Raw genomic sequence first — 23,056 nt, 5'->3', positions numbered from 1 at the left:
GAGTGAATCATGAGAGCAAACGGTGCGGCTCGTCCCACCCCGCAACCCCGACGCCGCTGGCGGTCCGGCCTGGCCGCCGCGGCGGCGGCCCTGCTCGCCGCCGGCGCGCTCGTCGCGGCCAACCCGGCGCCGGCCTCGGCGGCGACCGTGGACACCAACGCCTGGTACGTCCTGGTCAACCGCAACAGCGGCAAGGCGCTCGACGTGTACGGCCTGGCCACCAACGACGGCGCGCGGACGACCCAGTGGACGCGCAACAACGGCGCCAACCAGCAGTGGCAGTTCGTGGACTCCGGTGAGGGCTTCTACCGGTTGAAGTCCCGGCACTCGGGCAAGGTCCTCGATGTCAGTAACCGGTCGACAGCCGACGGGGCGGCGGTCGTGCAGTGGACCGACAACAACGCGACGAACCAGCAGTTCCGGCTGGCCGACTCGGACGCCGGCAACGTACGGCTGGTCAGCCGACTCAGTGGCAAGGTCGTGGAGGTGCAGGGCGCCTCGACCGCCGACGGCGCCAACGTCGTGCAGTACTCGGATTTCAACGGCGCCAACCAGCAGTGGCAGTTGGTCAAGGTGTCCGGCGACAGCGGCACGGGCGGCGGTTGCGGCAAGAACCCCACGTTGTCCAGCGGCACGCACACGATCCAGAGCAACGGCAAGAGTCGCAGCTTCATCCTGCGGGTCCCCGCCAACTACAACAACAGCAACCGCTACCGGTTGATGTTCGCGTTCCACTGGCGGGGCGGCACCGCCGGCGAGGTCAACTCGGGTGGCACAAGCGGCACCCCGTGGTCCTACTACGGGCAGCAGGAGCAGTCGAACAACAGCGCGATCCTTGTCGCACCGCAGGGCCTCGGCAACGGCTGGGCCAACTCCGGTGGTGAGGACATCACATTCGTCGACGACATGATCCGGCTGATCGAGGGTGACCTCTGCGTCAACCCGACGCAGCGTTTCGCGCTCGGCTTCAGCTATGGCGGTGGCATGAGCTACGCGCTCGCCTGTGCGCGGGCGAACGTGTTCCGGGCTGTCGCGGTCTTCAGCGGCGCCCAGCTCAGCGGGTGCAGTGGTGGAACGCAGCCGATCGCGTACTTCGGACTGCACGGCATCAGCGACTCGGTGCTCAACATCTCGGCCGGTCGCTCGTTGCGGGACACGTTCGTGCGCAACAACGGCTGCGCCGCGCAGAGCCCGCGTGAGCCGGCAGCCGGCAGTCGGACGCACGTCACCACCGCCTACTCGGGTTGCCGGGCCGGCTACCCGGTGCAGTGGGCCGCCTTCGACAACGGCCACATGCCGGGGCCGGTGGACGGCACGTACGCCGAGAGCGGCATCAGCACCTGGACCAAGGGCGAGGTGTGGCGGTTCTTCGCGCAGTTCTCGTGAGATGAGCGGGTGGGCGGTCGGCGGCCCCGCCGTCGGCCGTCCCATCGGATCACGCATGGAAGTAGTTGAATTCGTGGAAACGTCTCCGTAACATGACCTGCGCTTCTGTTAACGCTAACAGCAAGGCCCGTCCGCCTGGTTCGGCATCCGTCCGTGGTGGACGACATCACCGAAAGGATGGCCTGCGCATGAAGCGAATCATCCGAGCCCGCACCTGGGGGCGGGCGGCGGCGGCCGCGCTGCTGCTCGCCGCCGTCCTGGTGGGCATCCGCGTCCCGATGGCCCAGGCGCTGGAGAACGGCGTCGCCCGGACACCACCGATGGGGTGGAACAGCTGGAACTCGTTCGGCTGCAACATCAACGAGGCGTTGATCCGGCAGACGGCCGACTCCATCGTCAGCAGTGGGATGCGCGACCTCGGCTACCAGTACGTCGTTGTCGACGACTGCTGGTTCAACCCGAACCGCGACAGCTCCGGCAACATCCAGGGCGACCCGACCCGCTTTCCCAGTGGCATGAAGGCACTCGGCGACTATCTGCACGCCCGAGGGTTGAAGTTCGGCCTCTACCAGGTGCCTGTCGACAAGACCTGCGCCCAGTACTTCGGCTCCTACCCCGGCGCGACCGGCAGCCGGGGCCACGAGGCGCAGGACGCCCGGCAGTTCGCCGCCTGGGGCGTCGACTTCCTCAAGTACGACTGGTGCTCGCCCAACGGCAGCATCGACGAGCAGGTGACCACGTTCGCGAAGATGCGTGACGCGCTTGCCGCGACCGGCCGGCCGATCGTCTACAGCATCAACCCCAACAGCATCCACGCCAAGACCGGTCCGCAGCGCGACTGGAGCGACGTGTCGAACATGTGGCGGACCACGGAGGACATCACCAACGCGTGGGACACCGGCCAGACCAACGGCTACCCGATGGGGATCCAGAACATCATCAACGTCAACGTCCCGCTGGCCCGGTACGCGCGGCCCGGCGGATTCACCGACCCGGACATGATGGAGGTCGGCCGGGGCGGCATGAACGACACCGAGATGCGCAGCCACTTCGCGATGTGGGCGGTCATGGCGTCGCCGCTGATCGCCGGCAACGACGTCCGCTCCATGTCGTCGGCGACCCTGAGCATCCTGACCAACCGCAACCTGATCGCCATCAACCAGGACTCGCTCGGTCTGCAGGCCACGCAGGTCTCGTTCGACGGCACCCGCCGGGTTCTCGCCAAGCCGCTGGCAGGCGGTGACGTGGCAGTCGCCCTGTTCAACCAGGGCAGCTCGACGACGACGATCTCGACGACGGCCGCCGCCATCGGCAAGTCCGGCAGCTCCTTCACGCTCGTGGACGCCTGGACCAACGCCACCACCAGCAGCACCGGCGCCATCTCCGCAAGCGTCCCGGCGCACGGCACGGTGGTCTACCGGGTCTCCGGCGGCGGCACCACCACTCCGCCGCCGACGACGTCGAGCGCGCTGGCCAGCGCCGCCTCGGGCCGTTGTCTGGACGTCCCCAACAGCAACACCGCCAACGGCACCCAGCCGGTGATCTGGGACTGCAACGGGGCAGCCAATCAGCGCTGGACGGCGAACGGCCAGACCCTGCAGTCGCTCGGCAAGTGCCTGGACGCCCCGCTGAACGCCTCGGCGGGCGTGAAGGTCCAGATCTGGGACTGCAACGGCGGGGCTAACCAACGCTGGACGGTCAACGCCAACGGCACGATCAGCGGGGCGCAGTCGGGCCTGTGCCTCGACGTGTCCAACAACGCGACAGCGAACGGCACGCCGGTGATCCTCTGGTCGTGCACAGGCGCGGCCAACCAGCGCTGGACCCAGCGCTAGAGGGGTGATCCACGGATCCGGGTGACGACCTCCCCGCCTGCCTGGTAGGCCCACCCGGGTACCTCAACAGGCGTGATTCCGCTCCGGCATCTTGATGCCAGGGCGGAATCACGCTCATGACGCGCTCGGCGCCTGATCGGCCGCGCCGACCAGAACCCGGTCTGCCGACCAACCGGCGACACGGGGCGCGGGCGTCAGCGCGTCGCGACAGTTTCCACCGGGTCCACGGTCAGTCCTGTCGACGCTCGGTAGCGCACCGGAATGGGGTCGGTGATCTCGCCGACGAACGTCCCGTCGACCTGGTCGAGGAACCCGAGAAGTGACCAGTCGTCGGCAGGGCCGGGCACCAACCGGGGCGCGTACAGGTGCGGGTGCGTGAACGGCTGGGCGGCCGCGACGTCCCACGGGCCACGGACGCTCGCGCCGGGCACCACCCAGATCCGGTGGTCGTCGCTGCGGGCGCTGGCGCTGGCGTCGGTGGAGAAGAGCAGCAGAGGCTGCCCGCCCATGACCGCGACCTGGGGGACCTCCAGGTGGCCGAACCCGGCCGGTGTCGACAGCGGTGGTTGGACGGTCCAGGTGACCAGGTCGGCGGAGGTGGCGTGCCCGACGACGCCGCGGGTGTCCGCCGCCCCGGTGTTGGCGCGCGCCGTGATGAGCATGTGCCAGCCCTCGCCGTCGGGGTCGGGGAACACCCACGGGTCGCGCCAGGCCTGCTCGTACCACAGGTCTCGATCGAGCAGCTCGTACCAGGTCGGGTCGGCCTGCACGATCGGGTCGGTGCCGTACCGGCGCCAGGTGGTCAGGTCGTCGGAGACGGCCAGACCGATGCGCTGGACGAGGCCGTCCTCGGCACGGCTCACGCCTGTGTAGTACAGGAACCACAGTCCGTCCGGGCCCCGGACCGTGCACCCGGTCCACGTCGCCAGGTCGTCCCAGGCGGGGGCGTCGGCGGGGACCACGGCGTCGGCCACCAGCCGCCAGGAGCGCAGGTCAGTCGAGACGGCGTGGCCGATCGTGGCGCGGTGGTGGCGGCGGTGCGGGTCGTGCAGGGCGCGGGACGCGCGCAGGAAGAACATGTGCCAGAGGCCGTTGTCGTCCTGCGCGTACCAGCTGTCCCACACCCAGTGGTCGGCTAGACGAAGCATGGCCGGAAACCTAGCACTAAACCGTTTTAGCTGGAAACGGCCCGCAGCCGGTCGGCGCACGTCGTGGCGAATCTACCCAGCGGGAGGCGCGAGGGATTTGCGGCGGCGCAGGGGCATGCCGACCAGTGTCGGCTCGGCGGCGCCGCCGTCCAGGAGCAGCTCGACCGCGCGCCGCCCCATCTGCTCGTGGGGCAGCGCGGTGGTGGCCAGGCTGGGACGCAGCCAGGCGGCGATCGGGTCGTCGTCGAACGAGATCACCGAGATGTCGTCCGGGACGGTAAGCCCCGCCTCGCCGAGCGCCTGGTACGCGCCGAAGGCCAGCCGGTCGTTCATGCAGATGACCGCGCTGGGCCGCTGCTGCCTGTTCAGAAGCCCGCGCATCGCGGCGTAGCCGTGCTCGGGCAGCCAGTCGGTGCAGAAGCACTCGGCCAGGAGGGTGACGCCCGCGTCGCCGAGCGCCTGGTGGATGCCGCGCAGACGTGCCCGGGCGGCGAGGGAGACCTCGGGGTCGCCCTCCTTGAGGCGGTTGCGACCGATGAGCGCGATCGCTTCGCGGTGGCCGTGCTCCAACAGGGCGGTGGCGACGGAGCGACCGGCCCGCTCGTCGTCGGGAAGGACGCTCGGCAGGGTGTCGGAGCTGGTGGCGTTGAGCAACACCACCGGGCCGCCGAGGATGGCCGGCGGCACCGTGAGCCGTCGGGTGGCCATCGCCGCGTAGATCACCCCGTCGACCTGCCGGTCGAGCATGGCCTCGATGGCGTACTGCTCGAATGTGGCGTCGCCCTGCGTCTCGGTGATGAGCAGCACGTGGTCCCGCTCCCGGGCCGCGTCCAGGGCGCCGCGGATGAGGCCGCCGGCGAAGCGGGTGGTGGCGACGATGTCGGAGACGAAGGCGATGGTGGCCGTCTTGCGGGTACGCAGGCTGCGCGCGGCGAGGTTGGGCCGGTAGCCGAGCTCCTCGGCGGCGGCGAACACGCGCTGGTGCGCCTCGGCCGACAGTCGGGTGCCCTCCCGGCCGTTGAGCACCATCGACGCGGCGGTCTTGGACAGCCCAGCTCGCCGCGCGACATCGGCCAGGGTTGCTCTGTTGCGGCCCATCAGTCCTCCGAATCAGGCGCGGTGCCACAGGCACCGCTCCCGCCCATCATGATGCGTCGCCGTCCGAGGGCCCGCCCCGGTTCCGCCCGCAGTGGTGTGAACTCGATGTTTCCAGACCGTTGCAGGGGGGTCCTTGACAGCTTCTCGCCTCACGCGCATGCTCTGCTAAATCAGTTTAGCGACCACCTTTTGCGTGCTCTGGTCGCCGTACTGAGGGTCATTGGTGACGGTACGCGCGCCGCTGCGGTGCGACCGGTCGCGACGTGCGCGTCGTGTCGGTCCGCTGACTGCGGCGGTCCCGGTGGAGCCGTCGCGCGGCCACGGTCGCGGGACGCGTGAAGGAATTCAAGGAGCCCTGAAATGGCAGTACTGCTGACAAAACTGTCGCGACGTCGAGCGCTGCTCCTGGCGCCGCTGCTGGCCATCGGGCTGGCCGCGACGGCCTGTAGCGCACCGGGCACGGACCGGTCGTCGAACGCCGAACCCGACGCCGCCGTCAAGACCGAGCTCGGCACCGCGCCGATCACCCTGGAGATGTACGCGGAGACCGGCTTCCCCCTGGCCAAGGCGCTGGCCGACGAGTTCTCCAAGCAGCACTCGAACGTCACGTTCAACATTCGCGAGGACCAGTTCACGGTGATCGTGGAGAACGCGCCGCGGGTGATGGCCTCGGACAACTCGCCCGACATCATCCGGCTGCCCACGATGGTCGACCTGGTGAAGGACAGCCTGCTCAAGAACCTCGACCCGTACTTCACCGCGTACGGCTGGGACAAGTTCCCGGCCTCGCAGCTGATGCAGTTGCGTGTCGGCGAGAACATCCGGGGCTCCGGGTCGCTGTACGGGATGGGCCTCGGCTACAGCGTCACAGGCGTGTTCTACAACAAGAAGCTGGCCGAGCAGGTCGGCATGACCCAGCCGCCGGCAACGGTGGCCGAGTTCGAGGAGCTGCTCGCCAAGGCCAAGACCGGCGGCGTCCAGCCGATCATGCAGTTCAACAAGAACACCGCGGGCATCAACTTCCCGCACCAGGCGCTGCAGAACCAGTTCGGCGACCCGACCCAGGTCGCCGACTGGATCTTCCAGAAGCCGGGGGCCACCTTCGACACCCCGGCCGCGCTGAAGGCCACCCAGACCATCCAGAAGTGGGCCCAGGCCGGCTACTTCCCGAAGGACGCCAACGCCCTGGACTACGCGGGCATGGTGGGGGAGTTCCAGAAGGGCAACGGCCTGTTCATGTTCAACGGTGACTGGGAGTCGGCCAACCTCGACAAGGCGATGCCCGGCAACGTCGGCTTCTTCCTGTTCCCCACCGAGTCCGCCGGCGGCAAGCACGTGGCGATGTCCGCACCGAACACCTTCGGCGTCTCCGCCAAGGCCAAGAACCCGGACGCCGCCGCGTACTTCCTGAACTGGGTCCACACCAACGCCAAGGCCCGCGAGATCGCGGTCACGGTCGGCGGCTCCAGCCCGGGCGGCCCGAGCGACCTTCCGGTGCCGGCCGCCGCCCCGAACACCGTCCTGGCCGAGACGCTCAAGGCGTCGCAGCAGCTCGGGGCCGAGAACGGCGCTGTCGACTTCACCGCGAACGCGACAGGTGGCATCTTCGCCGCCGCGATCACGCCCGAGATGCAGAAGCTGGTCGCCGGTCAGCAGACGCCCGAGGGGTACGTGAAGGCGGTCCAGGCCGAGTACGAGAAGGAACTGTCCCGATGACGTCTGCCCTCGGCAGCGCACCAACCGGGCGGGACGACGCGGTGTCGTCGCCGGATCGTCCCGCCCACCCCTCGTCCCCGCGGGCCCACCGACGTCGGTGGGCCCGCGCGGCCGGGACCGGCTGGTTGTACGTCCTGCCCGCCCTGGTGATGTACGCGATCTTCGTGCTGCGCCCTCTCGCCCTGACCGTCCAGTACTCGCTGTACGACTGGAACGGGGTCGGCGTGGCCCGTTGGGCGGGGCTGGACAACTACCTCACCGTGTTCACCGACAGCGACCTGCTGAAGATCATCGGAAACGCGATCATCCTGATCGTCTTCTTCAGCTTCATTCCGGTGGCGCTCGGGCTGCTGGTGGCGAGCGTGGTTCGCCGGATCACCACTGGAGCGTTCGGGACGGTGGTCCGGACGATCCTGTTCCTGCCACAGGTCATTCCACTCGTGGCGGCGGGCATCGCGTGGAGCTGGCTGCTGTCGTCGAACGGCCTGATCAACCAGGTGCTGCGCGCTGTCGGTCTGGGCGGCCTGGCCCGCGCCTGGCTCGGCGACTTCGACACGGCGCTGCCGGCCGTGGGCGTGATCGGCGCCTGGGTCCTGCTCGGTCTCTGCACGATCCTGCTTGTCACCGGCATGAGCAAGATCGATCCTGCGCTCTACGAGGCAGCCCGCCTCGACGGCGCCGGGCCGGTCCGTGAGTTCCTCGCGGTCACCCTCCCCAGCCTGCGGCAGGAGATCGGCGTCTGCCTCACCGTGACGATCATCGCCGCGCTCGCCAGCTTCGACATCGTCTACATCTCCACAAGCGGCGGCCCCGGCCTCCAGACCACCGTTCCCGGTCTGGAGATCTACCGCCTCGCCTTCTCACAGCGTCAGGTCGGGCTGGCCTCGGCTCTGGCCGTCGTGCTGATGGCGCTGGTGCTGGCGTTCGTGCTGCCGATCCAGCGCCTGACCCGGGAGGACAAGCCGTGAACCTGAGCCGACGTGAACAGGTGACGGGCCGGCTGTTCCTGATCGCCCTCATTCTCGTCACCCTGCTGCCGTTCGTGAGCATGCTGTCGGCGGCGTTGCAGCCGCGCGGCACCGTGCCCAGCGGCCTGGCGTGGCCGTCCGACCCGCAGTGGGGGAACTTCGCCGACGCCTTCACCGCCGCCAACATGGGCGCTCTGCTGCGCTCCAGCCTGCTCATCGTGGCGGGCGTCGTGCCGGTGTCGGTGCTCATCGCCACCATGGCCGGGTTCGGGCTCGGCCAGCTGCGGGTGCCCGGCGGCCGGTTCGTCTTCGGGCTGTTCCTGCTCGGTCTGACCCTGCCCTTCGAGGCCGTGGTCACGCCGCTCTACTACCAGATGCAGGACCTCGGTCTGCTCAACACCCGGTGGGCGATCATCCTGCCGCTGATCGGCCTCTACATGCCGTTCGCCGTGTTCTGGATGCGCGCGCACTTCACAAACGTGCCGGTCGAGTTGTCCGAGGCAGCCAGGGTGGACGGCGCCAGCACGTGGCAGATGTTCTGGCGGGTCCAGGTGCCGCTCGCCCGCCCGGCCATCGCCTCGCTGACGATCCTGATGTTCCTCTGGACGTGGAACCAGTTCCTGCTCGCCATCGTCCTCGTCGACGACGCCACCAAACGCACGATGGCCGGCGCGCTGGGGGCGTTCCAGGGTCAGTGGGGGACCGACCTGGTGCTGCTGTGCGCTGGCTCGCTGCTCATCCTCACCCCGACGCTCATCGTGTTCCTGATCTTCCAGCGACAGTTCATCAAGGCCCTGATCCAGGGCTCAGTGAAGGGATAGGCAGTGGCCACGCAGCCGCAGATCCACGGCGACGTCGACGACCGCTACGGGCGCGTCGCCGACGTCTTCCGCGACAACTTCGCCTCCCGGGGTGAGGTCGGCGCCGCGGTCACCCTCTACGTGCGGGGACGCAAGGTCGTCGACCTGTACGGCGGGCTGGCCGACACCCGCACCGGACGGCCCTGGGAGGCGGACACGCCGGTGGTCGTCTTCTCCTGCACCAAGGGGATCCTGGCGATCTGCGCCTACCTGTTGGCGCAGCAGGGCCGGCTCGACCTCGACGCGCCCGTGATGCGGTACTGGCCGGAGTTCGGCCAGCACGGCAAGGAACACATTCCGGTGCGCTGGCTGCTCACGCACCAGGCCGGCCTGCCCGCCCTGGACCGACCACTGACCCTCGACGAGACCCTCGCCTGGGACCCGGTCATCAAGGCGATCGAGGCGCAGGCCCCGCTGTGGCAGCCGGGCACGGCACACGGCTACCACGCGATGACGTACGGGTGGCTCGTCGGCGAGGTGATCCACCGTGTCACCGGGCAACTGCCCGGCGCGTTCTTCCGCGACGCCGTCGCGGAGCCGCTGGCTCTGCGTACCTGGCTCGGGCTTCCCGCGTCCGAGCGCGACACCGTCGCCTGGAACCTGGCCCCACCGCCGGAGGCCGACCCGTTCGTCGACCCCGTCGCCGAACGCGGCATCACCATGGGCGGCGCCTTCGCCTTTCCCGCCGACGCCGACGGCCTGGTCAGCTTCAACGACCCCGCCATCCAGGCCGCCGGCATCCCCGGCGCGGGCGCGGTGAGCACCGCCGACGGCCTCGCGCGCCTCTACGCGGCCTGCGTGTCCGACCTCCGGGGCGGACCGCTGCTGAGTGCCGCGTCCGTGGACGACGCGATCGTCGTCCGTTCGCGGGGCCAGCAGCGCCACGGCCCGCCGGACACCGGGCAGCGTTGGGGGACCGGCTTCCTGCTGCACTCGCCGCCGGCCCGGCCGCTGCTCGGCGAGGCCAGCTTCGGCCACGACGGCGCCGGCGGGAACCTCGCCTTCGGCGATGCGCGGCACGAGGTGGGTTTCGGCTACGTGGTCAACCAGATGTACGGGGCGGGCGACGAGCGCGCCAACCGGCTGACCGCCGCCGTCCGCTCCTGCCTTCCGGCCTGACCCGATCCGCGCGTCGACCACGATGCCACCGGCCCCGCCCTGTGGTGGGCGGGGCCGGTGGCGGACGTGCGTGCGGTCAGCTGTTCAGCGTGGCCAGCAGGGCGGTGGCCATGCCCTGCTCGCCGCGGGCGTTCGGGTGGAACGGAGCGGCCGAGTTCTGCGGTACGAGACCCTCGACCCAGCGGGTGCCGCTGCCCTTGCACGCGTCCCGGCCGATCGACGGGGTGTAGACGTCGGAGTAGGTGGCGCCGTTCGCGGCGGCCGTGCGGGCCAGCATGGAGTTGAGCGACTTCTCGATGGTCCGCAGGTACGGCACGTCCTGGTAGGCGACCGGTACGACGGGCCAGCAGCCGTAGCCGGTGTCCGGCACGATCGCCGGGTAGCCGAGCACCACGACCCGCGCGCCGGGCGCGGCCCGGCGGGCCGCCTGGTGCACGGCCGTCACCTTCGGGGCCGTGGCGGCGATCCTGGCCTGGAGCTGGTCGGTGCCCCCGGCCGTGTAGCGGTCCCGGCATGGCGACCCGAGTGGACTGCTGAGGCTCGCCTCCGCGCAGTCCCCGATGATGCCCGCGAAGCCGATGTCGTTGCCGCCGATCTGCACTGTCACCAGGGCGGTGTTCGAGGTGACCGCGTTGATCTGCGGTGGAGTCGCGATGCCCAGTTGGCCGCTGCCGCCGTAGAGGATGTCGTCGGTGGTGGCACCGGAGCAGCTCACGTCGACGAACGACGACGAGCCCGCGGAGGCGGCGACAAGCGACGGATAGTTGCGGCTGGACCGCAGGCAGTTCAGGTTGACCTGGGTGGGGATCAGTGGCCCGGAGGTGTACGAGTCGCCGAGTGCGACGTAGCGGCCGGTGGGTACGGCGGCGGTGGCGGGTGCGGCGGCGGCGAGCAGCACGCCGGCGGTCGCCGCGGCGAGAGCGGTCAGCCGGAGGGCTGCCCGCAGGAGGGGACGGTTCATGGCGCCTCCCAGAGGCATCGCGGTGGTGGTGCCAAGATGCTCACCCGATGACGCCGTCACGAATATAGACATTCGTCCATAAAGATTGTCGGCTATGGCTCTGGCGCGATGGCGCGCTGGTGTTACGGGGATACTTCGGGCACGTGTCATCGGTCCCCTTGACAGTCGATGTGAGCGATAACACGATGGCCTTCACGTTCGCGATCCCGGCTGGGCGGAACGCGCCCACGGCGCGGCTGTTCGGCGAGACCCCGTTGACGAGCACCCCTCGACCGACCCGGAGCCGCACCTATGGACTTGACACTGGATGACGTGGCGGTGGCCGGTGCCGTGCCACCACCCCGACCGAAGACGATCGAGGTCGTCGGCAAACTGCCGGGCGAGCACAACCCGTTGATCGGGCACAAGTTCGGTGCCGACGGCTTCGGCTTCGTGCACGACGGCCGGGTGTACCTGTACCTGACCAACGACACCCAGGGCTACGCCCCGGACCCTGTCACCGGCGTCTCACCGGGGATCAACTACGGCGACATCAACCAGATCACGGTGATCTCCTCGACGGACCTGGTGAACTGGACCGACCACGGCGAGATCCAGGTCGCGGGCCCGGACGGGGTGGCACCCTTCACCGCGAACTCGTGGGCGCCCGGCATCGCCAGGAAGGTGGTCGACGGCGAGGAGAAGTTCTTCCTCTACTACGCCAACAGTGGCGACTCCACCAACGTGATCTCGGGTAGCACCCCGCTCGGCCCGTGGACCAGCGAGCGCACGAGCACGTTGATCAACGACAGCACCCCCGGTGCCGAGGACGTCGCCTGGAAGTTCGACCCGACGCCCTTCGTGGACGACGACGGCCGGCCCTACCTCTACTTCGGCGGCGGCCCCGCGTCGACGGGCATGCCGCCGGCCGAACGTTTCAACAACCCGAAGAACCTCCGGGTCATCGCACTCGGCGACGACATGGTCTCCACCGAAGGGGCGGCAGTGGTGGTCGACGCCCCCGTCGCCTTCGAGGCGGGCCATGTGTTCACGCGCGGGGGAAGGTACTACTTCTCGTACTCGTCGCACTTCGGCGGAAGCGACTTCGGCGGCAGCCAGCAGTCGATTCCCGGCTACCCCGACGCGGGCCAGATCGGCTACCTGATCTCCGACGACCCGATGTCGTGGCCGAAGGAGACCTACGCCGGCGTCCTGTTCCCCAACCAGTCCCAGTTCTTCGGCGCCGGCACCGGTGGCAACAACCACCAGTCGGTGTTCGAGTTCGAGGGGCGGTACTACTTCACCTACCACGCCCCGACGCTGAACAAGCGCATCAACGGCGACACCACCCAGGGCTACCGCAGCCCGCACATCCAGGAGTTGACCTTCCGCCCGGACGGCACCATCGAGCAGGTCGTCGGCACGTACGCCGGTGTGGACCAGGTCCGCCACTTCGACCCGTACCGCGTCTTCGAGGCCGAGACCTTCGGTTGGAGCAAGGGTGTCGCGACCTCGAAGGCCGACCGCCCCTCCGCGCAGTTCGACGCCGCGGCACCGAACCTGGTGGTCCGCGACATCCAGGACGGCGACTGGACGGCGCTGTCGTCAGTGGACTTCGGCGACGACGGTGCACGCGGCGTCACGGCCACGGTGCGGGCCCTCGCCACGGGCGCCCGGATCCAGGTCCGGCTGGATGTTGTCGACGGTCCGGTGGTCGGCACGATCGCGGTCGACAGCCCGGCCGGTCGGTGGGCCGAGGTACGCGCGGAGTTGACGGGCGTCAGCGGCGTGCACGACGTCTACTTCACCTTCAGTGGCCCGGCCGGAGCCGAACTCTTCGAGATCGACTCCTGGGCCTTCGAGGCGGCCACCGCGCCCAGCCCGAGCTGCCGGTGACGATCAGCGCGCAGGTGCCGTGACTCGCGCCCGAGCCCATCCGAGCCACCGGCCGTTGCGCGCACGACGCACGCCGATCGCGACGACAGCGGCTCCCCGGGCGACGTCGCCCGGGGAGCCGCACATCGCCTGTCGGGGTGTCAGCCGCCAGCCCCGGCGGGCTTGGTCTGGCCGAGCAGCCAGCGCAGGATGCTGCTGTCCTCGTAGGTCGGTCCGAACGCCGCGTGGTAGTCCGGCAGCGAGAACGCCGAGTCGGCGTACTCGGTGTAGCGGACAAGGTTCGCGGCCTGCTCCGGGCTCTTGCCCCGGGCCTGGTACGCCTGCCGCAGCAGCGTGGAGGAGCTCCGCGCGCCAGTGACGTTGAGCAGGTGGTCGTGCTCACCGTGGGTGATCCAGACCGGCACCTCGCCCGCGGCGATCGCGTTGGCCTGCGTGGCGTTGACGGGGAAGCCGCCCGTCACCAACCCGCCCGCGAACAGGCCCGGACGCTTGGCGAACGCCTCCCACAGCAGCTGGGAGCCGTACGAGACGGTGGTGGCGTACACCCGGCGGGTGTCCACGGGGAACTGACGGACGAACTGGTCGAGCAGCTTCACCAGCAGGTCAGCCTCGGCGGGCCCACCCACCCGCTGATGCTGCGGCGCCAGGACGATCACGTCCTCGGAGCTGCCGGTCCAGCTGGACTGCAGCCACGCCGTCGCCGGGATGTCGGCGGCGAGCTGGACGCCGAGGTTGTCGCCGTCCCAACCCATGCCGTGCCCGGGTAGGACGACCATCAGCGGGTACGTGCGGCCGGGCTGGTAGTTCTTCGGCAGGTGGTAGTGGTAGGGCAGCACCATTCCACCACTGAGGAACGAGCCGTAGGTGAACTCGTCGACCAGCTTGTTGACCGGCTTCTCGGTGACCGGGCGGGACTCGCGCGGCGTCGCCCTCGCGAGCACCGGCCCCTTGCCGGCGCCCTTACCGGGCTGCGCGTGAACGTCCTTGCGCTGCACGACGCGGGTCGGCAGTTCGGGGTTGACCTTCACTGTGCACAGGAAGGTGGGGCACTTGGAGACGATGACTGTCCAGCCGCCGGTGTCGGCGGGGTCCAGCTCCACGATGACGTACCGGCCGGGTGCCGACTGCTTGTCGGTCCGGGTGTTCGGCGCGTCGTTCGTGTAGGTGTGGGTGATGGTCCGGTCGGCGAGCTTCGGCAGGTCCTCGATCGGGTTGAAGCGGAAGTTGTAGATGGTGTCGGCGACCGTGAAGGTGGCGTTGTCGAGGGTGCGGGGGTTGACCGTCGCGCCGTACTCGATGGCCACGGCGGAGACCTTCTGGCCGTACGTGTAGACCGTGGTGATGGGGGTGATGCTGCGGATCCCGTCTCCGCCGCCGTGGGCCGGGCCGGTGCCACCGCCCGTGGCGGCGTAGGCGGTGCCGGAGGCGACGGTCAGGACGAGGGCGGCGAGAAGCGGGACCAGTCCTCTTCGCAGTCTCATGCGAGTCCTTTCTCGAGCGGGCACCCGTCTCTGGCGTTCGACGCCGAGAGAGGGACGGGCGAGTGCCCGCTAAACTGATTTAGCAGAGCATGATTGCCGCTCCGGGTGAGAGTCAATACCGAGCCGGAAATCGGCGCCCCCGGGCCCTCGGCTGCCGCCGTCTCCGAGAGTGCGACAGCCGCGACGCGTCGGGCGTCGAGCGGGGGCGCGGACGGCATGCCGTGGCGGACCATCGCCTGTTATCGATAACATGCGCCTTGGGAGTCGCCGGGCCCTGCCGCCTGGTGACGGTTTCGGGCATGAGGCGTTACCGCTAACAGGGCTGTCGGGAGCCGCCGCACGGCGATGCCGGTGCGTCCGGCGTGGGCTGCCCGGCGCATCCGGCGGTCCCGTGCTGCCTCCCTGCCTGCCCGCCGACAAGGGCTGAGCGAGTTTGATCAGACGTATGCGCTCCGTAACGCGAGCGACGGCGGCAAAACATGGCGGTAGCACCTTGGCAATGCCGACGAATCCGTGGCATGGTAACGCCTGATCAACCGAAACATCTGATCTATCGCGTAGGTGTGGGGCCGTGCGTGACTTCCTGAGGAGGTCCGGTTGCTGACAAGTGCTCGGTTCACCGCCGATGCCGTGCCCGGCTTCGGCGAGCCGGTCGGGAAAGGACGGTCCCGGCGATGAGCGCCGCCGAGGCAACCTCGTCGGCCCGGGGTGACGTGCTCACCGACCGACTCCGTGAGCGGGTCTCGCACGCCGTCGCCGAGTTCACCGCCGCCACCGCGCTCGTCGTGCTGTTCATCGCGCTGAGCGTCGCGAGCCCGTACTTCCTGACGGCGGACAACCTGTTCAACATCGGCGCGCAGACGGCGGTGATCGCCATCATCGCCGCCGCTCAGACCATGGTCATCATCACCGGGGGCATCGACCTGTCGGTCGGGTCGGTCGCCGCGCTCGCCGGTGTGACAGGGGCGATTGTCGTCCGTGACCTGGGTCTCCCGCTCCTGGCGGCGACGGCAGTGGCGATCGGCGTCGGCGCGCTGGCCGGGCTTGTCAACGGGCTGCTGGTGACCGTAGCCCGGATCCCCCCGTTCATCGCGACGCTGGGAACGATGTCCGCCGTGCGCGGCCTGGTCTTCATCATCACCGGAGCCGTCGGGGTGTACGGCCTGCCCCGGTCCTTCCAACTGCTCGGCAACGGTGAGATCGCCGGCATCCCGTTCGCCGTGGTGATCACCGCCGTGGTCGCCGTCGGGGTCGCGTTCCTGCTGTCCCAGACCCGCTTCGGCCAGTACACGTACGCGATGGGCTCCAACCTGGAGGCGGCCCGGCGCTCGGGCATCCGGGTGGGCCGCCACCTGACCGGTGTCTACGTCCTCGCGGGCGTCCTGGTCGGGCTGGGCGGCATGATCGCCGCCTCGCGGGTCAACTCCGGCCAGCCGAACTACGGCATCTCGCTGGAACTCGACGTCATCGCCGCAGCGGTCATCGGCGGCGCCAGCCTCTTCGGAGGCCAGGGTCGGATCCTCGGAACCATCATCGGCGCCTTCCTCATCGCGCTGGTCCGCAACGGCGCCGTCCTGCTCGACATCAGCATCCACTACCAGCAGGTGATCGTCGGCGTGATCATCTGGGCCGCCGTCTACTTCGACCAGTACCGCCGCCGGCGACTGGAGTCCCGGGGCTGACCCGCCGTTCCCCGCAGCTCGACAGAGGAAGGACGCACACCATGGCACACACCACCACCAGCCGGCGGACCCGAGGACGGCACCTGCGCGCGCCGGGCCTGCTCGCCGCCGCAGCTGTCGTCGCCCTGCTCGGCGCCTGCGGCGGGGTCGAGGTCCGCGACGGCGGCGACGGCGCGTCGGCCGACGCCAGCGGTCCGCTGAAGCTCGCCGTCGTGCCCAAGGCCGTCGGCGCCGACTACTGGAACACGGTGAAGGCCGGCGCCGAGTGCGCCGCCAAGCGCGCCGGCGACGTCACCGTGCAGTGGGACGGCGTCACGACCGAGACGGACGTCGAGGGCCAGGTAAACCTGATCCAGAACTTCGTCACCAGGAAGGTCGACGGCATCGTCTACGCGGCCACCGACTCCCAGGCGTTGGCACCCGCCACCGACCAGGCGCTCGGCGCCAACATCCCGGTGGCGATGATCGACTCCGGCACCAGTCCGCAGCCGTCGACGGTGCCGCTGTTCGCCACCGACAACCGTGCCGCGGCCGGCGAGGCGGCGAAGTTGCTCGCGAAGGAGCTGGGCCCGGGTAACCACGAGGTGGCGCTCGTCGAGTTCCAGCCGGGGTCGCAGACCAACACCGAGCGGGTCGAGGGCTTCAAGAGCGGCCTGGCCGGATATCCCAACCTGAAGCTCGTCGGGCAGCAGCCCAGCCGCAGCGACGTCAACGAGGCACGTCGGGTCACCGAGAACATCCTGACCGCCAACCCGAACCTCGCCGGCGTCTTCGCGGCCAACGAGCAGAGTGTGCTCGGCGCCGCCCAGGCCATCCAGGCGGCGAACAAGTCCGGCAAGGTCGTCATCATCGGTTGGGACGCCGCGCCCGACGAGGTCGCCGGGCTGCGCAGCGGCCAGATCTCGGCGCTCGTCGTGCAGAACCCGTTCAAGATGGGCTACTTCGGCGTCGACAAGATGGTCAAGCACCTGCGCGACAAGGCGCCATTGGCGTCGGCGGACACCGGCGTCACGTTCGTCACCAAGGCCAACATCGACTCTGCGGAGATCAAGGCCGTGCTCGAACCCAGCTGCGACAACCCACCGGTGCAGTGATGGCGGCCAGCCCTTCGGTGGTCAGCGACGGCGACCAACGTCACGTCCCCGACGAGCCGCCGGTGCTCGAAGCTCGCGGCATCGTCAAGCGGTTCGGCCACGTCGAGGCGCTGCGCGGCGCTGACTTCACCGTCGGCAGGGGCGAGGTCGTCGCGCTCATCGGCGACAACGGCGCGGGCAAGAGCACGCTGATCAAGACTCTTTCCGGGGTGCACACGCCCGACGAGGGCGAGATCCTGGTGGGCGGCGCTCCGGTCCGGTTCGCCACCCCCGTCGACGCCCGCCGCGCCGGCGTGGAGACCGTCTACCAGGACCTCGCTGTCGCCGACGACCTCAGCGTCGCCGCCAACCTCTACCTCGGCCGGGAGATCCTGCGCTCCGGGCCACTGGGCCGGCTCGGGCTGCTCGACAAGCGCGCCATGCGGCAGGGCGCCGCCGCGGCCCTCGACCAGCTCGGCGTACGGATCCCGCGGGTCACCACACCCATCGCGATGCTGTCCGGCGGGCAACGGCAGTGTGTCGCCGTCGCCCGCGCCATCATCTGGGCGACAAACGTCGTCATCCTCGACGAGCCCACCGCGGCGCTCGGCGTCGTCCAGACCGCCCGGGTGCTCGACGTCGTCCGGCGTGCCCGCGACGCCGGTATGTCGGTGGTGCTGGTCAGCCACAACATGCCGCAGGTGCTGGAGATCGCCGACCGGGTGGAGGTGCTGCGCCTGGGCCGGCGGGCCGCCCGCCTACGCGCCGATGAGGTCACCACCGACGACCTGGTCGCGGCGATGACCGGGAGCACGAGCGTCGAGCGGGACGAACGGTGACGACCGCAGCCGGGAGGGGGCGGGCATCCGCCTCACTCCTCGGGCAGCCCCTGCAACGACTCCTCCACCCCGATCAGGTGGTTGGCCATCCGGATGCGGGCCCGCTCGGGGTCGCGTGCCACGAGGGCCTTCAGGATCGCCACATGTTCGTCGTGGGTACGGCGGTCGGCACCCTCCTCGTGCAGGCTCCGCCAGAGCCGCCCCCGCACCGTACGCCCGGCGAACGCCTCGATCAGGCCGGTGAGCACCGGATTGTCGGCGTGCACGGCGATGATTCGGTGGAATGCGATGTCGATCTCGATGAGCCGCTCGTGGTCCTGCGGCGACTGGCCGACGATCCGGGCCGCCTCGTCGAGCAAATCCCCGGCCTGGGCCAGAGCCTCGTCGGTGATCCTGGTCGCCGCCAGCCCGGCCGCGTCGCACTCCAGCAGACGACGGACGGCGTGAATGTGCCGCGGGTCGCCCTGGCCCTGGAAGTCGACGACGAAACCCATCGGGGCCAGCAGTCGCGGCGCGTCGAGGTTCGTGACGTACGTGCCGTCGCCCTGGCGGATGTTGACGATGCCGAGGATCGACAGCGCCGACATCCCCTCGCGCAGTGAGCCGCGCGAGACACCGAGCGACTCGGCGAGGTCCTTCTCGATGGGCAACCGGTCCCCGGGCTTGAACGACCCTTCGAGGATCATCCGCTTGATGCCGTTCACCACCTCGTCGGTGCGAGACATGGCACCTCCTAGCGGGCGGCCGGGGTGGCTGTCCCACCCGCGACGACGTACGGATCCGGAGATGACACGGTAGCCGGGCCCGCCGCCGCCCAGTAGTGCCCGTCGGGGAACCGGTAGAGGGCGAGCGATTCCTGGCGCATCCGGGTGGAGTAGCCGGGCATGGTGGGCAGGACGTAGCCGCTGCCCGAACCGGTGTCCCGGACGACACACGGGTCGGTGAAGTGCTCGTGCAGGTGGTCGACGAACTCGGTGACCCGGCCGGTGAGATCACCCGAGATCGCGACGTAGTCGAGCACCGAGATGTGTTGGACCATCTCGCACAGCCCGACACCTCCGGCGTGCGGGCACACGGGGACGCCGAACTTGGCGGCGAGCAGCAACACGGCGACGATCTCGTTGATGCTCGCCAGCCGGCCGGTGTCCAACTGGCAGAAGTCGATCGCTCCGGCCTGGAACAGCTGCTTGAACATCACCCTGTTGTGGCAGTGCTCGCCGGTGGCGACCCCGATCGGCGCCACGGCACGGCGGACGGCCGCGTGCCCCAGGATGTCGTCGGGGCTGGTCGGCTCTTCGATCCACAGTGGTGCGAAGCGGGCGAGTGCGGTAACCCACTCGATGGCCTGCCCGACGTCCCACACCTGGTTGGCGTCGATCATCAGGTGGCGGTGCGGGCCGAGGATGTCCCGGGCGATCCCGCAGCGGCGGATGTCGTCGTCGAGGTCGGCGCCCACCTTGAGCTTGACGTAGCCGTAACCCGAGTCGACCGCCTCCTGGCACAGCCGCCGCAGCTTGTCGTCGCCGTAGCCGAGCCAACCCGCCGAGGTGGTGTACGCGGGATAGCCGGTGCGGGCCAGCTCGGCCAGTCGATCGGCCTTCGTGCTCTCCTTGGTGCGGAGGATGGCCAGGGCCTCGTCGCGGGTCAGCGCGTCGGAGAGATAGCGCAGGTCTGCGATGTCGACGAGCTGCTCGGGGGACATGTCGACGAGCAGCCTCCACAGTGGCTTGTCGGCGACCCGTGCGACCAGGTCCCACGCCGCGTTCAACACGGCCGCCAGGGACAGGTGGATGACGCCCTTCTCCGGGCCGAGCCACCGCAACTGGGAGTCGGAGGTGAGGTGACGGTAGACCGCCCCCATGTCCGCGGCCATCGTGGCGACGTCCAGGCCCACCAGGTGCTGGGCCTGGTGCACCGCCGCCGCGGCGACGATGTCGTTGCCCCGGCCGATGGTGAAGGTCAGCCCGTGGCCCGCCAGCGGCGCACCCGCGCTGTCGACGCCGTCGGTGTGCAGTGTGACGTATGCCGCCGAGTAGTCGCCGTCCTTGTTCATGGCGTCGGACCCGTCGGCGGTCAGCGAGGTGGGGAAGCGGACGTCCTCGACGGTGACGGCGGTGATCTGCGGCATGCGCTCCTCGCCCGACTCGGCTAAAGATCAGATGATCAACCGGAGTCTACGGAGGCGTCGATCCGGACGTCAATGGCACTGAAGCGCTCCTGCGCCACCGAGGATCGGAGGGTATGGGAGTCATTCATTGCGGTCATTGACTCGATACATCACATCTTTGTAGATTCCTCAGCACCTCCGGCCGCCGACCTCGCTCGCGGGGCCTGATGGTGCGCCAGGTAGCCCACGCGCCGGTGGCCATCCGGAGGCGCAGTCGGCCGGCACCCCGGATCGCCGAAGGCGGGGTGCCGGCCCCTGCGATCAGTCAGTCGGGCGCAGCTCGGCGACGAGACGCTGCACTCGGGCACGGATCTCGTCGCGAATCGGGCGGACGGCGTCGATGCCCCTGCCGGCCGGGTCGTCGAGCTTCCAATCCTCGTAGCGCTTGCCGGGAAAGACCGGGCAGGCGTCGCCGCAGCCCATGGTCACGATGATGTCGGACGACTCGGCGGTGGCGTACTCCAGGATCCTGGGGGTCTGGTCGGCGATGTCGATGCCGACCTCCCGCATGGCCTGCACGACGGCGGGGTTGACCGTCGCGGCCGGTGCGGAGCCGGCCGAACGGACCTCGACGCTGTCGCCTGCGAGGTGGCGCAGCCAGCCGGCGGCCATCTGCGAACGGCCGGCATTGTGCACGCAGACGAACAGGACGCTCGGCTTGTCGCTCATGGGGTTGCCTTCCCGGTCGGCGGTGTCGTGGCGTTGGTGCTGAAGTAGCGGCGGCGTGCCCAGAGTGCGACGTAGACGAGCCCGACCAGGACGGGCACCTCGATCAGTGGGCCGACGACCCCGGCGAGCGCCTCGCCGGAGGCGACACCGAAGGCGCCGATCGCGACGGCGATGGCGAGTTCGAAGTTGTTGCCCGCGGCGGTGAACGCGAGGGTGGTGGTCCGCTCGTAGCCGAGACCGATGGCCCGGCCGAGGGCGTACGAGCCGGCCCACATGAGGGCGAAGTACACAAGCAGGGGCAGGGCGATGCGCACGACGTCGACGGGGCGGCTGGTGATGGCGTCACCCTGGAGGGCGAACAGAATCACGATGGTGAACAGCAGCCCGTAGAGGGCGGCCGGGCCGATCCTCGGTAGGAAGCGGTTCTCGTACCAGTCCCGACCCCTGGCGCGTTCGCCCAGTCGGCGGGTGAGGTAGCCGGCCAGCAGGGGAATGCCGAGGAAGACGAGCACGTTGCCGGCGAGATCCCAGGCCGAGATGGCCAGTTCGGCGCCGGGCAACCCCAGCCAGCCGGGAAGCACGGACAGGTAGAACCAGCCGAGCAGGCCGAAGGCGAGGACCTGGAAGACCGAGTTGAGCGCCACCAGGACGGCGGCGGCCTCCCGGTCGCCGCAGGCGAGGTCGTTCCAGATGATCACCATGGCGATGCAGCGGGCCAGGCCGACGATGATCAGGCCGGTCCGGTACGCCGGCTGGTCGGCCAGAAAGATCCAGGCCAGTGCGAACATCACGGCGGGGCCGACGAGCCAGTTGAGGGCCAGTGAGGAGATCAGCAGCCGACGGTCGCCGGTGACGGTGCCGAGCCGGTCGTAGCGGACCTTGGCCAGCACCGGATACATCATGATCAGTAGGCCGATCGCGATCGGCAGGGAGATTCCGCCGACCGCCACCGCGTCCAGGGTGCTGTTCAGGCCGGGAACCAGGCGGCCGAGCAACAGCCCGGCGAGCATGGCCAACCCGATCCAGACCGGCAGGAGCCGGTCGAGCCGGGAGAGTCGGCCGACCACGTGGTTGTCGGTCGGTGAGGGCCGCAGGGTGGTGCTCACGCGTGCTCCGGTCGGTCGGCTGGTGCGCGACGCTCGTCGGTCACGACTGCGTCGGCCCGATGGCGAGCAGTGCGGCGAGTTGGCGCAGGATGGCCGGCCGCGCCCGGTAGTAGACCCAGGTGCCCCGACGCTCGGCGTCCACGAGCCCCGCCTCGCGCAGCGTCTTGAGGTGGTGCGAGATGGTCGGTCCGGTCAGGTCGAACGCGGGGGTCAGGTCGCAGACGCAGATCTCCCCGTCCGCAGCGGAGGCGATCATCGACATGAGTTGCAGCCGTACCGGGTCGCCCAGGGCCTTGAACGCGGGGGCGAGCACGGCTGCCGTCTCGGCCGGCACGCGGCGCTCGGTCAGGGACGGGCAGCACGGCGCGTCCACGGCCAGGTCCACGGCCAGGTCGACGGGTGCGAGAGGGGCCGGCTGTTTCGACATTCCTCTAGGTTGACAGGTCTCTAAACAGTGTGCAAGTGTTTGATTCGACGGACGTCAAGACAGGCGCCCGATCGTGGCGACTCGAAGGGAGATTGTCGATGGCGGACATCAGCGTCCGGCCCATGATCGCCGCCGATGCCGACCGCGTCCTGGTGATCTACCAGGCCGGGTTGGACGCGGGCAACGCCAGCTTCGAGCTCACGGCGCCGACCTGGGCGGCGTTCGACGCCACCAGGCTGACCGCGCACCGCTTCGTGGCTGTCGACGCCGCCGGCACCGTCCTCGGCTGGATCGCCGTTTCGCCGACCTCGACCCGCGCGGTCTACGCCGGCGTGGTCGAACACTCCGTCTACGTCGATCCGAGCGCCCACGGGCGGGGGATCGCCCGGCGGCTGCTCGACGCGCTCATCGCCTCGACCGAGGCCGCCGGCATCTGGACGATCCAGTCCGGCGTCTTTCCGGAGAACGCCGCCAGCCTGCGCCTGCACCAGCGGGCCGGGTTCCGCGTCGTCGGTGTCCGCGAACGCGTCGGCCGTCACCACGACCGCTGGCGTGACGTGGTCCTGCTCGAACGCCGCAGCCCCACCGTCACCTGATGGGCCGGCATCGCCTGCCCGACCTGACAGCTTCCCCGCGAAGGAGTTCC

20 protein-coding genes are annotated in these 23,056 nt (G+C 69.7%); 11 read left to right on the top strand and 9 right to left on the bottom strand.

Annotated features, from left to right (window positions below; all coding sequences use genetic code 11):
- The first annotated feature begins 9 nt into the window (after nt 1–9).
- Together ACFY2Q_RS21035 and ACFY2Q_RS21030 are read left to right on the top strand one after the other, a co-directional pair.
- A complete protein-coding gene (locus tag ACFY2Q_RS21035) occupies nt 10–1,386 on the top strand; it encodes an RICIN domain-containing protein (RefSeq protein WP_387132670.1) in 1,377 nt (458 codons plus the stop codon).
- A gap of 188 nt (nt 1,387–1,574) precedes the next feature.
- The gene (locus ACFY2Q_RS21030; protein ID WP_387132668.1) at nt 1,575–3,221 is read left to right on the top strand and encodes a glycoside hydrolase family 27 protein; all 1,647 of its coding nucleotides are present in this window, start codon (nt 1,575–1,577) and stop codon (nt 3,219–3,221) included.
- A gap of 194 nt (nt 3,222–3,415) precedes the next feature.
- Here the strand turns inward: ACFY2Q_RS21030 and ACFY2Q_RS21025 are convergent, their stop codons facing one another.
- Together ACFY2Q_RS21025 and ACFY2Q_RS21020 are read right to left on the bottom strand one after the other, a co-directional pair.
- Nucleotides 3,416–4,369 (bottom strand): family 43 glycosylhydrolase, encoded by a 954-nt coding sequence (locus ACFY2Q_RS21025; RefSeq protein WP_387132667.1) that lies wholly within the window; start codon nt 4,367–4,369, stop codon nt 3,416–3,418.
- A 72-nt stretch (nt 4,370–4,441) separates the two neighbouring features.
- Nucleotides 4,442–5,467, bottom strand: coding sequence for a LacI family DNA-binding transcriptional regulator (locus ACFY2Q_RS21020; protein ID WP_387132665.1), 1,026 nt, complete (start codon nt 5,465–5,467; stop codon nt 4,442–4,444).
- Between the two features lie 360 nt (nt 5,468–5,827).
- On the opposite strand from ACFY2Q_RS21020, the gene ACFY2Q_RS21015 reads away from it, so the two are divergent.
- Genes ACFY2Q_RS21015 through ACFY2Q_RS21000 form a run of 4 tightly spaced genes read left to right on the top strand, consistent with a single transcriptional unit; the run spans nt 5,828 to nt 10,130 of the window.
- Nucleotides 5,828–7,183, top strand: a complete 1,356-nt coding sequence (locus ACFY2Q_RS21015) for an ABC transporter substrate-binding protein (protein WP_387132663.1) — start codon at nt 5,828–5,830, stop codon at nt 7,181–7,183.
- Nucleotides 7,180–8,151 carry a carbohydrate ABC transporter permease gene (locus tag ACFY2Q_RS21010; RefSeq protein ID WP_387132661.1) on the top strand — a complete coding sequence of 324 codons (972 nt, stop codon included), beginning with the start codon at nt 7,180–7,182 and terminating at the stop codon, nt 8,149–8,151. Before ACFY2Q_RS21015 ends, ACFY2Q_RS21010 begins: the two co-directional genes overlap by 4 nt.
- Nucleotides 8,148–8,972, top strand: a complete 825-nt coding sequence (locus tag ACFY2Q_RS21005) for a carbohydrate ABC transporter permease (protein WP_357002157.1) — start codon at nt 8,148–8,150, stop codon at nt 8,970–8,972. The genes ACFY2Q_RS21010 and ACFY2Q_RS21005 overlap by 4 nt, the downstream gene beginning before the upstream one ends.
- Nucleotides 8,973–8,975: 3 nt before the next feature.
- A complete protein-coding gene (locus tag ACFY2Q_RS21000) occupies nt 8,976–10,130 on the top strand; it encodes a serine hydrolase domain-containing protein (RefSeq protein ID WP_387132660.1) in 1,155 nt (384 codons plus the stop codon).
- A 76-nt stretch (nt 10,131–10,206) separates the two neighbouring features.
- On the opposite strand, the gene ACFY2Q_RS20995 is transcribed toward ACFY2Q_RS21000, so the two are convergent.
- On the bottom strand, nt 10,207–11,091 hold the full coding sequence (locus tag ACFY2Q_RS20995; RefSeq protein ID WP_387132657.1) for an SGNH/GDSL hydrolase family protein: 885 nt from the start codon (nt 11,089–11,091) through the stop codon (nt 10,207–10,209).
- Nucleotides 11,092–11,382: 291 nt separating this feature from the next.
- On the opposite strand from ACFY2Q_RS20995, the gene ACFY2Q_RS20990 reads away from it, so the two are divergent.
- Entirely contained in the window at nt 11,383–12,966 is a 1,584-nt protein-coding gene (locus ACFY2Q_RS20990) for a glycoside hydrolase family 43 protein (protein ID WP_387132654.1), read from the top strand.
- A gap of 140 nt (nt 12,967–13,106) precedes the next feature.
- Here the strand turns inward: ACFY2Q_RS20990 and ACFY2Q_RS20985 are convergent, their stop codons facing one another.
- Entirely contained in the window at nt 13,107–14,447 is a 1,341-nt protein-coding gene (locus ACFY2Q_RS20985) for a hypothetical protein (protein WP_387132653.1), read from the bottom strand.
- 674 nt (nt 14,448–15,121) lie between these two features.
- On the opposite strand from ACFY2Q_RS20985, the gene ACFY2Q_RS20980 reads away from it, so the two are divergent.
- Genes ACFY2Q_RS20980 through ACFY2Q_RS20970 form a run of 3 tightly spaced genes read left to right on the top strand, consistent with a single transcriptional unit; the run spans nt 15,122 to nt 18,041 of the window.
- Complete coding sequence (locus tag ACFY2Q_RS20980) at nt 15,122–16,129, top strand: ABC transporter permease (RefSeq protein WP_387132652.1); 1,008 nt, start codon at nt 15,122–15,124, stop codon at nt 16,127–16,129.
- Between the two features lie 41 nt (nt 16,130–16,170).
- Nucleotides 16,171–17,223, top strand: a complete 1,053-nt coding sequence (locus ACFY2Q_RS20975) for an ABC transporter substrate-binding protein (protein WP_387132651.1) — start codon at nt 16,171–16,173, stop codon at nt 17,221–17,223.
- Nucleotides 17,223–18,041 (top strand): ATP-binding cassette domain-containing protein, encoded by an 819-nt coding sequence (locus tag ACFY2Q_RS20970; RefSeq protein ID WP_387132649.1) that lies wholly within the window; start codon nt 17,223–17,225, stop codon nt 18,039–18,041. Before ACFY2Q_RS20975 ends, ACFY2Q_RS20970 begins: the two co-directional genes overlap by 1 nt.
- A 32-nt stretch (nt 18,042–18,073) precedes the next feature.
- Here the strand turns inward: ACFY2Q_RS20970 and ACFY2Q_RS20965 are convergent, their stop codons facing one another.
- The 5 genes from ACFY2Q_RS20965 to ACFY2Q_RS20945 all read right to left on the bottom strand — a co-directional run bounded on the left by ACFY2Q_RS20965 (nt 18,074) and on the right by ACFY2Q_RS20945 (nt 22,410).
- Complete coding sequence (locus tag ACFY2Q_RS20965) at nt 18,074–18,766, bottom strand: FadR/GntR family transcriptional regulator (RefSeq protein WP_387132648.1); 693 nt, start codon at nt 18,764–18,766, stop codon at nt 18,074–18,076.
- 8 nt (nt 18,767–18,774) lie between these two features.
- The gene (locus tag ACFY2Q_RS20960; RefSeq protein ID WP_387132647.1) at nt 18,775–20,169 is read right to left on the bottom strand and encodes an enolase C-terminal domain-like protein; all 1,395 of its coding nucleotides are present in this window, start codon (nt 20,167–20,169) and stop codon (nt 18,775–18,777) included.
- Nucleotides 20,170–20,469: 300 nt separating this feature from the next.
- On the bottom strand, nt 20,470–20,877 hold the full coding sequence (locus ACFY2Q_RS20955) for an arsenate reductase ArsC (RefSeq protein ID WP_387132646.1): 408 nt from the start codon (nt 20,875–20,877) through the stop codon (nt 20,470–20,472).
- Entirely contained in the window at nt 20,874–21,983 is a 1,110-nt protein-coding gene (gene arsB, locus ACFY2Q_RS20950) for an ACR3 family arsenite efflux transporter (protein ID WP_387132643.1), read from the bottom strand. The genes ACFY2Q_RS20955 and arsB overlap by 4 nt, the downstream gene beginning before the upstream one ends.
- A 40-nt stretch (nt 21,984–22,023) precedes the next feature.
- On the bottom strand, nt 22,024–22,410 hold the full coding sequence (locus ACFY2Q_RS20945; RefSeq protein ID WP_387132641.1) for an ArsR/SmtB family transcription factor: 387 nt from the start codon (nt 22,408–22,410) through the stop codon (nt 22,024–22,026).
- A gap of 98 nt (nt 22,411–22,508) precedes the next feature.
- Between ACFY2Q_RS20945 and ACFY2Q_RS20940 the strand changes: the two genes are divergently transcribed.
- Nucleotides 22,509–23,006 (top strand): GNAT family N-acetyltransferase, encoded by a 498-nt coding sequence (locus tag ACFY2Q_RS20940; protein WP_387132638.1) that lies wholly within the window; start codon nt 22,509–22,511, stop codon nt 23,004–23,006.
- Nucleotides 23,007–23,056: the final 50 nt, after the last annotated feature.

Source organism: Micromonospora sp. NPDC000316, from assembly GCF_042898885.1.
In the GTDB taxonomy this organism is placed as follows: Bacteria; Actinomycetota; Actinomycetes; order Mycobacteriales; family Micromonosporaceae; genus Micromonospora.
The sequence above is the reverse complement of the archived record's forward strand: the minus strand, read 5'-3'. Positions and strand labels throughout refer to the sequence as shown.

What these genes read in the sequence shown, in the direction of transcription:
- ACFY2Q_RS21035 (WP_387132670.1), top strand. Translation starts at nt 10, where the DNA reads ATGAGAGCAAACGGTGCGGCTCGTCCCACCCCGCAACCCCGACGCCGC.
- ACFY2Q_RS21030 (WP_387132668.1), top strand. Translation starts at nt 1,575, where the DNA reads ATGAAGCGAATCATCCGAGCCCGCACCTGGGGGCGGGCGGCGGCGGCC.
- ACFY2Q_RS21025 (WP_387132667.1), bottom strand. Translation starts at nt 4,369, where the DNA reads ATGCTTCGTCTAGCCGACCACTGGGTGTGGGACAGCTGGTACGCGCAG.
- ACFY2Q_RS21020 (WP_387132665.1), bottom strand. Translation starts at nt 5,467, where the DNA reads ATGGGCCGCAACAGAGCAACCCTGGCCGATGTCGCGCGGCGAGCTGGG.
- ACFY2Q_RS21015 (WP_387132663.1), top strand. Translation starts at nt 5,828, where the DNA reads ATGGCAGTACTGCTGACAAAACTGTCGCGACGTCGAGCGCTGCTCCTG.
- ACFY2Q_RS21010 (WP_387132661.1), top strand. Translation starts at nt 7,180, where the DNA reads ATGACGTCTGCCCTCGGCAGCGCACCAACCGGGCGGGACGACGCGGTG.
- ACFY2Q_RS20995 (WP_387132657.1), bottom strand. Translation starts at nt 11,091, where the DNA reads ATGAACCGTCCCCTCCTGCGGGCAGCCCTCCGGCTGACCGCTCTCGCC.
- ACFY2Q_RS20990 (WP_387132654.1), top strand. Translation starts at nt 11,383, where the DNA reads ATGGACTTGACACTGGATGACGTGGCGGTGGCCGGTGCCGTGCCACCA.
- ACFY2Q_RS20985 (WP_387132653.1), bottom strand. Translation starts at nt 14,447, where the DNA reads ATGAGACTGCGAAGAGGACTGGTCCCGCTTCTCGCCGCCCTCGTCCTG.
- ACFY2Q_RS20980 (WP_387132652.1), top strand. Translation starts at nt 15,122, where the DNA reads ATGAGCGCCGCCGAGGCAACCTCGTCGGCCCGGGGTGACGTGCTCACC.
- ACFY2Q_RS20975 (WP_387132651.1), top strand. Translation starts at nt 16,171, where the DNA reads ATGGCACACACCACCACCAGCCGGCGGACCCGAGGACGGCACCTGCGC.
- ACFY2Q_RS20970 (WP_387132649.1), top strand. Translation starts at nt 17,223, where the DNA reads ATGGCGGCCAGCCCTTCGGTGGTCAGCGACGGCGACCAACGTCACGTC.
- ACFY2Q_RS20965 (WP_387132648.1), bottom strand. Translation starts at nt 18,766, where the DNA reads ATGTCTCGCACCGACGAGGTGGTGAACGGCATCAAGCGGATGATCCTC.
- ACFY2Q_RS20960 (WP_387132647.1), bottom strand. Translation starts at nt 20,169, where the DNA reads ATGCCGCAGATCACCGCCGTCACCGTCGAGGACGTCCGCTTCCCCACC.
- ACFY2Q_RS20955 (WP_387132646.1), bottom strand. Translation starts at nt 20,877, where the DNA reads ATGAGCGACAAGCCGAGCGTCCTGTTCGTCTGCGTGCACAATGCCGGC.
- ACFY2Q_RS20945 (WP_387132641.1), bottom strand. Translation starts at nt 22,410, where the DNA reads ATGTCGAAACAGCCGGCCCCTCTCGCACCCGTCGACCTGGCCGTGGAC.
- ACFY2Q_RS20940 (WP_387132638.1), top strand. Translation starts at nt 22,509, where the DNA reads ATGGCGGACATCAGCGTCCGGCCCATGATCGCCGCCGATGCCGACCGC.